At 71.5% G+C, this 13,315-nt stretch carries 14 protein-coding genes; 10 read left to right on the top strand and 4 right to left on the bottom strand.

Annotated elements, in window-relative coordinates; genetic code table 11:
* Window position 1: 1 nt before the first annotated feature.
* The 4 genes from ACIGCK_RS09365 to ACIGCK_RS09350 are packed head-to-tail and all read left to right on the top strand — an operon-like array spanning window position 2 to window position 3,427.
* On the top strand, window positions 2-952 hold the full coding sequence (locus ACIGCK_RS09365; protein WP_396665584.1) for an ABC transporter permease: 951 nt from the start codon (window positions 2-4) through the stop codon (window positions 950-952).
* Window positions 949-1,827: an ABC transporter permease gene (locus tag ACIGCK_RS09360; RefSeq protein ID WP_396665582.1), complete on the top strand. Its 879-nt coding sequence runs from the start codon at window positions 949-951 to the stop codon at window positions 1,825-1,827. The genes ACIGCK_RS09365 and ACIGCK_RS09360 overlap by 4 nt, the downstream gene beginning before the upstream one ends.
* Window positions 1,824-2,627, top strand: a complete 804-nt coding sequence (locus tag ACIGCK_RS09355; RefSeq protein WP_396665580.1) for an ATP-binding cassette domain-containing protein — start codon at window positions 1,824-1,826, stop codon at window positions 2,625-2,627. Before ACIGCK_RS09360 ends, ACIGCK_RS09355 begins: the two co-directional genes overlap by 4 nt.
* Window positions 2,624-3,427: an ABC transporter ATP-binding protein gene (locus ACIGCK_RS09350; RefSeq protein WP_396665579.1), complete on the top strand. Its 804-nt coding sequence runs from the start codon at window positions 2,624-2,626 to the stop codon at window positions 3,425-3,427. Before ACIGCK_RS09355 ends, ACIGCK_RS09350 begins: the two co-directional genes overlap by 4 nt.
* A 6-nt stretch (window positions 3,428-3,433) precedes the next feature.
* On the opposite strand, the gene ACIGCK_RS09345 is transcribed toward ACIGCK_RS09350, so the two are convergent.
* The 4 genes from ACIGCK_RS09345 to ACIGCK_RS09330 are packed head-to-tail and all read right to left on the bottom strand — an operon-like array spanning window position 3,434 to window position 6,056.
* On the bottom strand, window positions 3,434-4,054 hold the full coding sequence (locus ACIGCK_RS09345; RefSeq protein WP_396665577.1) for a GNAT family N-acetyltransferase: 621 nt from the start codon (window positions 4,052-4,054) through the stop codon (window positions 3,434-3,436).
* Between the two features lie 38 nt (window positions 4,055-4,092).
* Window positions 4,093-4,785 (bottom strand): uracil-DNA glycosylase, encoded by a 693-nt coding sequence (locus ACIGCK_RS09340; protein ID WP_396665575.1) that lies wholly within the window; start codon window positions 4,783-4,785, stop codon window positions 4,093-4,095.
* Window positions 4,786-4,788: 3 nt separating this feature from the next.
* A complete protein-coding gene (locus tag ACIGCK_RS09335) occupies window positions 4,789-5,274 on the bottom strand; it encodes a phosphoribosyltransferase (RefSeq protein ID WP_396665574.1) in 486 nt (161 codons plus the stop codon).
* The gene (locus tag ACIGCK_RS09330) at window positions 5,271-6,056 is read right to left on the bottom strand and encodes an SDR family oxidoreductase (protein WP_396665572.1); all 786 of its coding nucleotides are present in this window, start codon (window positions 6,054-6,056) and stop codon (window positions 5,271-5,273) included. Before ACIGCK_RS09330 ends, ACIGCK_RS09335 begins: the two co-directional genes overlap by 4 nt.
* A gap of 160 nt (window positions 6,057-6,216) precedes the next feature.
* On the opposite strand from ACIGCK_RS09330, the gene ACIGCK_RS09325 reads away from it, so the two are divergent.
* From ACIGCK_RS09325 to ACIGCK_RS09300, 6 genes are all read left to right on the top strand, one after another.
* Window positions 6,217-7,539: a bifunctional o-acetylhomoserine/o-acetylserine sulfhydrylase gene (locus ACIGCK_RS09325; protein ID WP_396665570.1), complete on the top strand. Its 1,323-nt coding sequence runs from the start codon at window positions 6,217-6,219 to the stop codon at window positions 7,537-7,539.
* A 148-nt stretch (window positions 7,540-7,687) separates the two neighbouring features.
* A complete protein-coding gene (locus ACIGCK_RS09320) occupies window positions 7,688-9,178 on the top strand; it encodes a recombinase family protein (protein ID WP_396665569.1) in 1,491 nt (496 codons plus the stop codon).
* Between the two features lie 513 nt (window positions 9,179-9,691).
* Window positions 9,692-9,874: a hypothetical protein gene (locus ACIGCK_RS09315; RefSeq protein WP_396665567.1), complete on the top strand. Its 183-nt coding sequence runs from the start codon at window positions 9,692-9,694 to the stop codon at window positions 9,872-9,874.
* Window positions 9,875-10,053: 179 nt separating this feature from the next.
* Window positions 10,054-11,508: a hypothetical protein gene (locus ACIGCK_RS09310; RefSeq protein ID WP_396665565.1), complete on the top strand. Its 1,455-nt coding sequence runs from the start codon at window positions 10,054-10,056 to the stop codon at window positions 11,506-11,508.
* 308 nt (window positions 11,509-11,816) lie between these two features.
* Window positions 11,817-12,728: a hypothetical protein gene (locus tag ACIGCK_RS09305; RefSeq protein ID WP_396665563.1), complete on the top strand. Its 912-nt coding sequence runs from the start codon at window positions 11,817-11,819 to the stop codon at window positions 12,726-12,728.
* A gap of 98 nt (window positions 12,729-12,826) precedes the next feature.
* Complete coding sequence (locus tag ACIGCK_RS09300) at window positions 12,827-13,213, top strand: hypothetical protein (protein ID WP_396665561.1); 387 nt, start codon at window positions 12,827-12,829, stop codon at window positions 13,211-13,213.
* The last annotated feature ends 102 nt before the right edge of the window (window positions 13,214-13,315 follow it).

Raw genomic sequence — 13,315 nt, 5'->3', positions numbered from 1 at the left:
CGTGCTCCGGTACGCGCTCGCCCGGCTGGCCCTCCTCCTGGTGGGGCTGGCCGTGGCGAGCGTGCTGATCTTCGCGACGCTTCGGGTGCTGCCGGGCGACGTCGCGCAGCTCATCGCCGGCACCCAGGGGACGCCCGAGCAGGTCGCTGCGATCCGCGACCGGCTGGGGCTCGATGCCCCCGCCGTCGTGCAATACCTCGACTGGATCGGCGGCGTCTTCTCCGGGGACCTCGGGTCCTCCCTCCTCACCGGCACTCCCGTGTCGACGGAGCTGCTCGAGAAGGCCCAGGTGACCGTCCCCCTCGGACTCCTCGCCCTCCTCGTCGCGCTCGCCGTCGCACTGCCGTTCGGGGTCCTCTCCGCGCTGTGGCGCGCTCGCGCGGCCGGAACGGCGGTCAACGTCGCGGCGCAGACGCTCGCGGCGGTCCCCGTGGTGTGGGCCGGGATGATGCTCGTCGTCGTCTTCGCCGTGTGGGTGGGGGTGCTGCCGGCGCAGGGCTTTCCCCGCGCGGGGTGGTCGGATCCCGCGGCCGCGCTGCGCGCACTCGTGCTGCCGGCGCTCACGATCGGCGTCGTCGAGGGCGCGCTGCTCCTTCGTTTCGTGCGCAGTGCGACGCTCGACGCCCAGGGCAGGGACTACGTGCGCACCGCGGCCGCGAAGGGGCTCACACGCACGCAGGCGCTGCTACGCCACGGACTGCCCAACGTGGGGTTGTCGGTCGTCACGGTGCTCGGGCTGCAGGTGGCGGGCATCATCGTGGGCTCCGTCGTCATCGAGCAGCTGTTCTCGCTCCCCGGCATCGGGCGGATGCTGGTGGCCGACGTCGCCGCGCGCGACCTCGAGAAGGTGCAGGGTTCGCTCCTCGTCCTGACCGGCTTCGTGCTCATCGTCGGATTTGTCGTCGACCTGGCCCACCGGGTGATCGACCCGCGCCAACGGGAGGCGGCATGAGCTGGCTGCCCCGCCTCTGGGCCCGCGCCGCGGGCCGGTTCGCACTCATCGTCGTCGTGGTGATCCTCCTCTGCGCCCTCGTCTCGCTGTTCTGGACCCCGCTCGATCCGGCGCGGGTCGACATCTCCGCCCGCTGGGCACCGCCCGGGTGGCCGCATGCGTTCGGCACCGACAACTCGGGGCGCGACATCCTCAGCCTGCTGATGGCCGGTTCCCGCACCACGGTCGCCGTCGCCGTGGGCTCCGGGATCGTCGCCACGGTCGTCGGGATAGTCCTCGCGGCGCTCGGGGCTCTCACCGCGCGCGGGATCCGCGAGGGCGTCGCGGTGCTCGTCGACATCCTCATAGCCTTCCCCGTGCTGCTGATCGCGATGATGATCTCCGCCGTCTGGGGCGGCTCGCTGTGGGTCGTCGTATGGTCGGTCGGGATCGGCTTCGGCGTGAACATCGCGCGGGTCACGCGTCCGGAGCTGCGCCGCGTCCTCCGCTCCGACTTCGTGCTGGCGGGACGGGCGAGCGGACTCTCGCCCCTGCAGAACCTGCGGCGCCATCTGCTGCCCAACGTCGCGCCGGTGTTCATCGTGCAGCTGTCGTGGTCGATGGCGGTCGCGGTGCTGGCGGAGGCGGGCCTGTCGTACCTCGGCTTCGGGGCGTCGGTGACCGATGCCTCGTGGGGGCGCCTGCTCGCCGACCTCCAGGAGTACATCACCATCCACCCCCTTTCCGTGATCTGGCCCGGCGCCGTGATCACGCTCACCGTGCTCGCCCTGAACATGCTGGGCGACGCGCTGCGCGAGGCGACCGACCCGACGCTGCGCACCGCGGGCGCCACCGCACGACGCGCCCCCACGCATGTACCGGGGACGACCGCGTGAGCCTGTCGGTGGAGGGCCTCGTGGTCGAGATCGACGGCCGCCGTGTCGTGGACGGCGTCTCGTTCGAGGTCGCCGACGGGTCCCGGCTCGGTCTCATCGGCGAGTCCGGATCCGGGAAGTCGCTCACAGCCCTCGCCATCATGGGGCTTCTGCCGGACGGGGCTCGGGCGAGCGGCAGCATCCGCTGGCACGGGCGGGAGCTGCTCGGGATGCCGGAGCGGGAGATCGCTCGCCTGCGCGGGGACGAGATCGGGCTGGTCTTCCAGGAGCCGCTGACCGCACTGAACCCCATCCGCACCGTCGGCCGGCAGATCGCCGAGTCCGTGCGCATCCACGAGGGGCTCCCCCGCCGCGCCGCGTGGGAGCGGGCGATCGCCGAGGCCGACCGCGTGCACCTTCCCGAGCCGGAGCGCATCGTGAGGCGTTACCCCCATGAGCTCTCCGGCGGGCAGCGGCAGCGCGTCGCGATCGCGATGGCGCTCGCCTGCCGGCCGCGGCTGCTGATCGCCGACGAGCCCACGACGGCCCTGGACGTCACGATCCAGGCCGAGATCCTCACCCTGCTGCGCGCGCTCGTCGACGGCGAGCGGATGTCGCTGATCTTCATCACCCACGACCTGGCCGTGCTCGGGCGCATCGCCGCCGAGGGGGTCGTGCTCGCGCACGGCCGGGTGATCGAGCAGGCGCCGGTCGCCGAGTTGCTGAGGTCGCCGCGCACCGACGTCACGCGCGGGCTGCTGCGCGACGCGGCCGCCACCCGCTGGCGTCGCGAGGATCCGGGCGAGGGGCGGATGCCGTGAGCGCCGTCCTGCTCTCCGGTCGCGGCCTGACCCGCCGGTACGCCGGGCCCCGCCGGGCCCCCTTCGCCCGGCGCCCCGTCACGAGCGCCCTCGAGGACGCCGACATCGACGTGCGCGAGGGAGAGGCCGTCGGGGTCATCGGCGAGTCCGGGTCGGGCAAGTCGACGCTCGTGCGCCTGCTCATGGCCCTGGACCGGCCGACGGCGGGCCGGATCGTCTTCGACGGCCGAGACGTGGATGCCGCGGCATCCGCCCGCTCGCTGCACTGGCTGCGCCGCCAGACGGGCGTGGTCTTCCAGGACCCGTACGCGTCGCTCGATCCCCGCATGAGCGTCGGGCGCATCGTCGGCGAGCCGCTGTGGGCCCTCGACATCCCCGGCGCCCGGCGGGCGCAGGTGCGGTCGGCGCTGCGACTCGTCGGGCTGGAGGCCGACATGGCCGACCGTTTCCCCCACGAGTTCTCGGGCGGTCAGCGGCAGCGGATCGCCCTCGCGCGCGCCCTCGTGCACCGACCGCGGCTGATCGTCGGGGACGAGCCGATGTCGGCGCTGGATGTGAGCGTGCGCGCGCAGATCCTCGAGGTGCTGCGCACGCTGCGCCGGGAGGAGGGGACGGCGCTGCTGCTGGTCTCCCACGACATCGGCGTCGTGCAGAACCTGTGCGACCGGGTGCTCGTCATGAAGGACGGCCGCGTGGTCGAGTCCGGCCCCATCGCCGGCGTCCTGCAGCGGCCGCAGGACCCCTACACGCGGCTGCTCCTCGACGCCGTGCCGTCGATCGACGACCCCGGGGTCGGCTGAGCGGGCTCAGTCGTGGCGCGCGCGGCCGAAGAGTCCGCGCTTCTTCTTCGGCGACAGCGACTTCTGCAGGTAGATCGTCCCGAGCCACCGGCCGAACTTGAAGCCGACGCGGCCCATCCGGCCGACCTCGGTGAAGCCGAGCTTCTCGTGCAGGACGATCGACCCCTCCGCCCCCTTGTCGCTGATCACGGCGACCATCTCGCGGATCCCCTTCTCCTCGCACGCCGCAATGAGCGCCTCGAGCAGCGCGCGGCCGAGGCCCTTGCCGGTGGCCGCCTGACCCAGGTAGATCGAGTTCTCGACGGTGTAGCGGAAGGCGGACTTGCCGGCCCAGGGCGCTACGAGCGCGTAGCCCAGGATCTGCCCGCTCGGGCTCTCCGCGACGAGGAACGGCAGCTCGAGCTTGGCCAGGTGCTGGAACTTCTCCCGCCACTGCCGCAGGCTCCAGCGCTTCTCGTCGAAGGTCACGACCGAGTTGGTGACGTAGTAGTTGTAGATCTCGCGGATGTCGGGGATGTCGCGCTCCTGCGCGGGGCGGATCGTGTAGCTGAAGGGGCGCTCGGGAGGTTCGGTGCGTCGCAGATGCCGAGGCAGCCGGCGCCGTCGCTCGTATTCCTCTTCCAGCATGCCGTCAGCCTAGAGGCTCGGTACGGCGCGGGGGCGGGTCATTCGGGGAGGTTCCAGTCGACGGCGTCCGCGCCCTGCGCGACCAGCAGCTCGTTGACCCGCGAGAACGGGCGGGAGCCGAAGAACCCGCGGTTCGCCGACAGGGGGGACGGATGGGCCGAGGCCACGATCGGCGTCCCGGCGAGCATCGGGCGCAGGCCCGCGGCATCCCTTCCCCACAGCACCGCGACGAGCGGACGCTCGCGGGCGACGAGCTCGCGGATGGCGTGCTCGGTGACCGTCTCCCAGCCCCAGCCCCGGTGGGACGCCGGCGCGCCCGGCGCCACCGTGAGCACGCGGTTGAGCAGCATGACCCCCTGATCCGCCCACGCCGAGAGGTCCCCGTGGGAGGTGGGCGGGATGCCGAGGTCGTCGGCCCGCTCGCGGTAGATGTTGGCGAGGCTGCGGGGCAGCGGCCGGACGTGGCGCTCCACCGCGAAGGAGAGCCCGATCGGGTGCCCCGGAGTCGGATACGGGTCCTGCCCCACGATCAGCACCTTCACGCCGTCGAAGGGCGCGGCGAAGGCGCGCAGCACGTGGTCGCCCGCGGGAAGGTACCGCCGTCCCGCCGCGACCTCCTCCCTCAGGCGGTCGCCGAGTGCGGCGATCTCTCCCGAGACGGGCGCGAGGCGATCCGCCCACGCGGCATCGATCAGCCCGTCGCGTGCGAGATCGTCGAGGCTCCGGGGCATCGCTCAGGCCGCGTCCTCGTCGATCACGGAGCCCTTCGCCGACCACGGGAAATCGATCCACAGCGGAGTGTCGCGCCACGCGTAGTCCGGGGTGATGATCGTGCCGGGCTTGGTGTAGATCGTCGCGGACCGCACGTCCGCGCCGCGCTCCCGGAGGAGCCGGACGGCGAGATCGAGCGTGCGGCCGCTGTCGGCGACGTCGTCCACGAGCAGCACCCGGCGTCCGTCCAGATAGGCCATGTCGAGCTCGGGCGGCAGCAGCTCGGGGGCGTCGAGCACCGTTCCGATACCGGTGTAGAACTCCACGTTGAGGGCCCCGCAGTTCTTGATTCCGAGGCCGTACGCGATCGCGCCCGCCGGCAGCAGCCCACCACGGGCGATCGCGACGACGACCTCGGGAACGAATCCGTCGGCGAGGATGTCGCGCGCCATCTCTCGGCATGCCCCGCCGAAGCCGTCCCAGGTGAGGATCTCGCGTTCGGCGCTCACGCCTGGTCCCCCCGCGTGCGCAGGGGTCCCCGCGCCAGGAGGTGCTGGGCGGACTGGGCGACCGGGCGCATCGTCACCAGGTCGAGGTTGACGTGACCCGGGGCATCCACCGCGTACACGATGACGTCGGCGACATCCGCGGCGACGAGCGGCGCCTCGACCCCCTCGTAGACGCGATCGGCGGCGGCGCTGTCGCCCCCGAGCCGGTTGAGCGTGAACTCCGGCGTGTTGACCATGCCCGGCGCGATCTCGACGACCCGGATCGGCTCGCCGTTCAGCTCGAGTCGCAGTGCCTTGACGAGCATCGACTCCGCCGCCTTCGCCGCGTTGTAGCCCCCGCCGCCCGGGTACGCCACCTGAGCCGCCGTCGAGGTGACGAAGACCGTGTCGGCGTGGCCGCCCGCGCGGGCGGCGCTTCGCAGCTGGGGCAGCAGCGCCTGGACGATCATCTGCGTCGAGAGCACGTTGACCTCGAACATCCAGGTCCAGTCATCCTGCGAGCCGCCCTCGACGGTGTCGGTGCCCCGCGCGCCGCCCGCGACGTGCACGAGCGCGTCGACGGGGCCCGTCTCGGACAGCCACAGGGCGAGCGCATCGATGTCGGCGCGGCGGGTGAGGTCGGCGGCGAAGACCGCGGCGCCCGTCTCGCGCTCGAGCTGCTGCAGCCGGTCCGCACGGCGCGCCACGCCCACCACGTCCCATCCCGCGGCGCGCAGCGCACGCGCCGTCGCCTCTCCGATTCCGGAGCTTGCTCCCGTGACCACTGCTCGCCTGTTCGCCATGGGACAACGCTAACGCGCCACCGCGGGATGCCGCTGCACGCGCTCTGGCCGCCCTGTTACGTCACATTTCCCGGCCCTTGTCGCCGTCGAGGCCGCCTGCCTAGTCTCGCCTCAGGCCCGGCGACCGCCGCAGGCCGCGAGCATCAACCAGGAGGACGACATGTCCGCACCCGAGAACTGGCGCTTCGAGACCAAGCAGGTCCACGCGGGCGCGCAGCCCGACCCCACCACGAAGGCGCGCGCGACGCCCATCTACCAGACCACGTCCTACGTGTTCGACAACACCGACCACGCCGCGAACCTCTTCGCGCTGGCCGAGTTCGGCAACATCTACACGCGCATCATGAACCCGACGACGGACGTCGTGGAGCAGCGCCTCGCGGCACTCGAGGGGGGCACCGGCGCCCTTCTCGTCGCGAGCGGCCAGGCCGCGGAGACGTTCGCCGTGCTGAACATCGCGCAGGCGGGGGATCACATCGTCTCCTCGAGCTCCATCTACGGCGGAACGTACAACCTGTTCAAGTACACGCTGGCCAAGCTCGGCATCGAGACGACGTTCGTCGAGAACCAGGACGACGCCGAGGAGTGGCGCGCGGCCGTCCGCCCCAACACGAAGCTCTTCTTCGGCGAGACCGTCGGAAACCCGAAGATCAACATCCTCGACATCCGCAAGGTCTCGGACGTCGCCCACGAGGCCGGGGTCCCGCTGATCGTCGACAACACGATCGCCACGCCCTACCTCATCAAGCCGTTCGAGCACGGCGCCGACATCGTCGTCCACTCCGCGACGAAGTTCCTCGGCGGTCACGGCACCGTCATCGGCGGCGCGATCGTCGACGGCGGGACGTTCGCGTGGTCGAAGAACGTCGAGAGGTTCCCCGGCCTGACCGAGCCCGACCCGTCGTACCACGGCGCGAGCTACACGACCGCGGTCGGCGATCCCCTCGCCTACATCATCAAGGCGCGCGTGCAGCTGCTGCGCGACCTCGGATCCTCGATCTCGCCGCAGAGCGCCTGGCTGCTCATCCAGGGCATCGAGACGCTGTCGCTGCGTATCGAGCGCCACGTGCAGAACGCCCAGGAGATCGCGGAGTGGCTCGAGGAGCACCCGGACGTCGCCTCGGTGAACTACTCGGGCCTGCCCTCCTCGCCCTGGTACGCGGCCGCCAACACCTACGCCCCCAGGGGCGTCGGCGCGGTGCTGTCGTTCGAGCTCAAGGGCGGCGTCGAGGCCGGCCGCGAGTTCGTCAACTCGCTGCACCTGTTCAGCCACCTGGCGAACATCGGCGACGTGCGCTCCCTCGTCATCCACCCCGCCTCGACGACCCACTCCCAGCTGACCCCCGAGCAGCAGCTCACGGCGGGCGTCACGCCCGGGCTCGTGCGCCTCTCGGTCGGCATCGAGAACGTCGACGACCTCAAGGCCGACCTCGAGCAGGCGCTCGCGGCGGCCCGCAGCGTGAGCGAAGCCGCCCGCGCGTAACCCTGTGCGATGGATGCCCCGGACCGGTGACGGCCGGGGCATCCATCGTTCGGGGCCCGTAACGTGTCCGACGTCGCGCGCGGGACACGGAAGAATGGACGGATGGACTGGCAGAGCTCCGAGGCCTGCTAACTGCTACCTTTAACCCATGGCTGACCAAGTCACCCGCCGCCCCGCCGTCGTCTACACCCGACTCAGTGTGATGGATGACGCGTCGTCGTCTCTCGCGGGTCAGGATGCCGAGCTCACCGCCCGCGCCGTCGCCGAGCAATGGCAGATCGTAAAGGCGTTCGCAGACGAGGGCGTGTCGGGCGGCAAGCAACGCGCGAACGCCGACGCGGCGCTCGCAATGCTCGCCGACGGGCGCGCCGATGTGCTCGCGGTCTACGCATACGACCGATGGAGCCGTCAGGGCGTCGAGTTCCTCGCCGACCTCCTCCGCGTACTTCGCCAGCGTCGAGAGAGCGGCAACCCAGCCCGCTTCGTAGCGATCCGAGAGGGCGTCGACGGCGACGGGTCCGAGGATGGCTTTGACCTCCGCCTCTCGATCAGCGCAGACCTCGCCCGCGCCGAGCGCGACCGCACCGCCGCACGCATGAGGGCCGCGGTTGCGTACCGCCACACGGTCGGCAGACACACGGGCGGTCCCGCCCCGTTCGGGTACCGCACCGCCGACGCGCCCGACGGCGGCAAGGTGCTCGTCGTCGACGAAACCGAGGCCGCGCTCGTTCGGCGCATGGCCGACCGCCTCCTCAAGGGCGTTGGCGTGTCGACGCTGGCACGGGAGCTCCGAGACCAAGGCATCGCCACCGCCAAAAGTGACGCGCGCGTTGCGGCGCTCAAGGGCCAATCCGTCGAGGGCCTCGACAGGGGCATCTGGGACGCGACCACCGTGCGCCGCTTACTCACGTCCGACCGTATCGCCGGGCGCGTGACGCACAAAGGGCGCCTCATCACTGACGAGGATGGGCTGCCGGTCACTCATTTCGAGCCTGTCCTCGACGCCGACACTGTGGAGCGCATCCGCGCCCGGCTGGCTCCGGCGACGCGTCCCACCCCCGCACGTCGAGCCGAGCGGCTCCTCTCCGGCGTTGCCTTCTGCGGAACGTGCGACGGTCGCCTGTGGGCAGGGACAGTCCGCAACGGCATTCCGATCTACCGTTGCCCGGGACGCGGATGCGGTCAGCCCGCCAGCATCCGAGCCGAGGCGCTTGAATCGCACGTCACCGAGGCGTACCTCTCCATAGCGGGCGCCTGGCCCGAACTAGAGGAGGTTGAGAGCGTCGACGGCTCCCCGGCATCCGCGCTCGCCGATGTCGAGCGCGCCATCGACCAAGTGCTTGCCGACATGCGCGAGCGTGGCGCCGACCGGGTCGCTCTCGCAGCAAAACTCGACGAGCTCGACGCGCGGGCCGACACGCTCCGATCCGTGCCCGTGACTGTGACCGTATCGCTTGTTCCTACCGGACGCACCCTCGGCGAGGCGTGGGAGGCGGCGGAGGACGATGGCGAACGCCGCCGTTCGCTCCTCCGCGCTCTCGACCACGTCGCGGTCGCCGCCTCCCAGACGCGGGGGCGCCGCATCAACCTCGACCGCGTCGCGCTGAACTGGCGCGCGCCGCGATTCGATTTCGAGTAGCGCCCCACCCCCACACTGCCCAGGCCCCGAGCTCTTCGCGTGAGTTCGGAGGCCTTTCGGCGTTGTCGGAAATGCCCGCCGCGACGGCGTCCCCCCACCCGTGGGCAGTGCCACCCGCTAGAGGCGGTATCTCCTCGCGTGACAAGGTGACCGCTCGCGCGACCGTCGTGGCGCACGAGGACAGCCGCACCCTGTCGCACCTGTCGCACCGGCGCTCGTCGCCCGCGAGGTCAGGCCCGAAAGAGGGACGATGCTCTCGGGGCACCGACCCTGGAATAGGGACGGTGCTTGAGGGGCACCGACCCTGCCTACTCCGCATATTTCCGCGGGATAGGGACGCTGGTCGATGCTCAGGGACCACTCCCTTCTACGGGCGCTCAGCGACATCCCGCAAATCGGCGAGATGTTGCACCTCGCCCAGTCCTCGCTACCGATCTGGGCAGGGCTGGGCATCCGGGCGGTATATACCAGCGCCACCAAGTGTTCGACACGTATGCCGAGAGGAATGGCCCCATGTCTAACCCCCATCGCCTCGTGTGCCGGTCATGCGGACACGCGTTCACCGCCGCCCGCCGTGACGCCCTGACGTGCTCGGGCGCATGCCGCTCTCGTTGGCACGACACGCGCCGGGCCGCTCTCACCGCGGACCTCACCGCCATCGCTCGCGAGGAGTTCACCCTCAAGCTCGCCGCCTGACACGGCAACCACCCACCGACCTCCGAGTCGTGGCGCGGGAATAGGCCCCCGCGAGCCGTGGCCCGCCCGCTTGCGCTTCCAGTCGCGTAAGCGGGCGCCCGGCGCCTTCCTCGCCCCTCTCTGACTGGACACTTTCGCGCGCTGCTAGCCCTGACGCCGACTATCTGACTGGACACAACATGACTGCCCCCACCGCCTCCGTTGACCCCGCCGACATCGTTAACACGGTGCTCAACTCCTACGAGTTCGCGCTCGCCGAGGGCTCGCTCGTCACGATCCCCCGTGACCCGGGCGAGCCTCACCGCGCTAGTCCCGTCAAGGACGTGTCAGCGGCCGTCACGCGCCTCGCGTGGGAGTGCGTGGGCTCTGGCGCCCCCACGCGCGACCTCGTCGCGGCTACCGCAACGCTCGCGGCTATCGCCAGCGCGGCACCCGCTCGCGACGTCGCGCTCCGTGCCGTCGAGCAACCCGACGCCCTCGTCCTCGACCTCGCCCGGCCCGGCGAGGTCCGTGGCGCTGTGCATGTGACAGCGTCCGGCTGGGCGATCGTCGAGCCGCGCACCGTCGGCGTACTGTTCGGGAGCTCCCGGGCCACCGAGCCCCTGCCGGTGCCCGTGCGCGGCGGCTCCCGCGACATCCTCGCCGGAATCCTCGGCCTCTCGCCGCGCTCCGCCGCGTTTCGCCTCGTGTGGGGCTGGCTCGTGTGCGCTCTGTTCTCATCGATGCCTCGCCCTGTGCTCGCCGTGACCGGCCCGACCGGCGCGGGCAAGTCCACCCTCGCGCGCATGGTCAAGTCGATCCTCGACCCGGCCCTCGGCGCATCGGGCCGCGAGGGCGTGCTCGGCGCCGCGCCAACCGACGACCACGCCGCGAACACCGCGAGCGCCGCGTCCCATTTCGTGCCGACGTGGGACAACGTCACCCACGTCGCCGCCGACGTCGCCGCGTGGTTCGCCTCGCTCGTGACTGGCGTCGCCTCTATCCGCGAGAGCCGAGGCACGGGCCTTCACTGCTCGACGCTCCGACGCACCGGAATCCTCACCACCGCGACCCTCCCGGAGGGTCTCGGCGCGGATATGCGCGAGCGACTCGTCACCGTCGAGCTCCCCCGCATCGCCGCCAGCGCTCGCCGCACCGAGCGCGCGCTCTGGGAGGAGTTTCGAGCCCAGCACCCGGCCATCCTCGGTGCCCTGCTTGACGATGTCGTCGGCGTGCTCGCGCTCCTCGACCACGCTGGTACTGAGCCCACCGAGCTCGCCCGGATGGCCGACTACCACGAGCACCTCGTCGCCCTCGACCTCCACCTCGACACCGACCCAAGCAACGCCGACAGCTACGCCGCGACCTACGCCGACAGCGTCGCCGACGGGCGCAAAGGCGACCTCTTCGCCACCGCTATCGCCCGCCTCGCGGCAGACGGCTGGGAGGGAACGGCCACCGAGCTGCGTGACGCGCTCGCACTCGTCCGCCCGCGCGACGCGGGCGCACACTGGCCGAGCGGGCCCTCACAGGTCGCACGCGCGCTTACGCAACACTCCGACGCGCTCACCGAGCACGGCGTCACAGTCCACCGCATCACCCGCGATAGCGGACGACGCCGCCTCTACCTCCTCGACTTCGACCCGACGCCCTAACCGGCGCCGCCGTCGAGCTCGCACAGCCCTCCCGCGCCGCCACCCGGCGACGCGTTCTGCCCGCCCGCCTCGCCACCGTTCGCGACGACACGAGGGACAGCGGGCACGCTCCCAGCCGGTCGCTACGGCATGGGGCACCTCGACGCTCTCGGCGCCGCCCAAGGGGCCAACTGAGCGCGCCATCCGCACAACGCAACACCCGACATCCGACCTCAAGGAGCGAGGACGTCACCCACCGCAAGACGCGGTCTCCACCCACCCACCCCCGCGTGACCTTCGCGCCACCACTCCTAAGGAGACCCGCCACCATGGCAAACACCTTCAACCTCGACATCAACCACGTCGCCGTCATCGCCGCAAAGCTCGTCGGTAAGGACTTCAACCTCGCCTCGCTCATCAGTCGCGACGTCGAGGCCGAGTTCGCACCCGGCAAGGGCAACAAGGTTCGCGTCCCGGTCCCCGCGGCCATCCCGACGCGCACCCGCGGCGTGTACGACAAGGCCACGGCACTCGTGGCCGATGAGCTCTCCGAGCAATTCATCGAGGTCACCCTCGCGGACCACATCTACAACCTCGCCATCCTCTCCGAGGGCGACCTGTCGCTCTCCCTCAAGGACTACGCGAGTCAGGTGCTGGCCCCGCAAACGCGCGCCATCGCCGCCAAGGTCGAGGCACTCACCGCCGCGACCATGACCGCAACCCCCGCCGCCACGGGCATCACCTACGCGGCAGCCACCCCGGCCAAGGCGTTCACCGCGGCTCGCCGCATGCTCCGCGGCAACGGCGTCCCCGGCGACGCGATCCTCCGCGCCGCGGTCGGCTCGTCCGTCTACGCCGACCTCCTCGACGCACCCGTCGGCCAGGGCTTCGACGCCGACGGCAAGGTCCGCGGCTTCGAGGTGATCGAGTCCACCCGACTCGACGCCGAGGACATCGTCGCGTTCATCCCGCAAGCGTTCACGCTCGTCGCCCGCGCCCCCATGGTGCCCCAGGGCGCCGCGTATGGCGCGAGCATCGTGACGCCCGTGCTGGACGACGAAAACGGCGCCCAATTCGCCGTGCGCGTCGTGAACGACTACGACAGCAGCGTCGCCGCCGACCGCTCCCTCGTGGGCACGTTCGCCGCGGTACAGGCCATGCCGCTCCCCGTCGACAACGAGGACGGCACCGTCGACCTCGTCGAGCACGGCGGCGCTGTCCGCATCGCAACCGGCGCTTAACACCCCCGGCGCCCCGGCGCCAACCCGCGAGCTCGTCCCCGGCCCCACCGGCCCCGGGCGAGCTCGCGCCCCCGCCCTTAACGACTGGACAGAACTCTATGACTTCCGTTGACTTCCCGCTGACCGACCCGACCGGAACCCGGCGCGAAACGTTCCTCAGACTTATCCGCGACGAGGACATCATGCGCTCGCTCGACACCGTCGACGACGCGACCCTCGTGACCGTCGGCGCCGGCCTCGCCGTCGAGGCATTCGAGGGCCGATGGATCGGCACACGCGATCTCGCAGCCGCCCGGTTCGGCATCCCCCTCGACGTCGTCGAGCTCCTCGCCGCCGCCGCCCTGGCCGTCCTCACCCCCACCATGGGCGCGCTCGTCCTCGCCCGCCCCAACGAGGCCACTATCGCCGAGCTCCGCATCTGGCTCGCCTCTCACGGCTACCGAGCCACCCCGGCGCACCGCTCCAGGAAGGGCCGCCGCCCGTGAGCCGCCGCACCAACACCTCCCGGGCAGAGCGAGCCGTCCGCGCCGCCCGCCGCGACCGCCTCCGCACCGTTGCCTCACAACGCGGCGAGGCACCCGTCGCCC

Origin of the sequence: Microbacterium sp. NPDC078428, assembly GCF_044542535.1 — a bacterium.
Taxonomy (GTDB): domain Bacteria; phylum Actinomycetota; class Actinomycetes; order Actinomycetales; family Microbacteriaceae; genus Microbacterium; species Microbacterium limosum.
The sequence above is the reverse complement of the archived record's forward strand: the minus strand, read 5'-3'. Positions and strand labels throughout refer to the sequence as shown.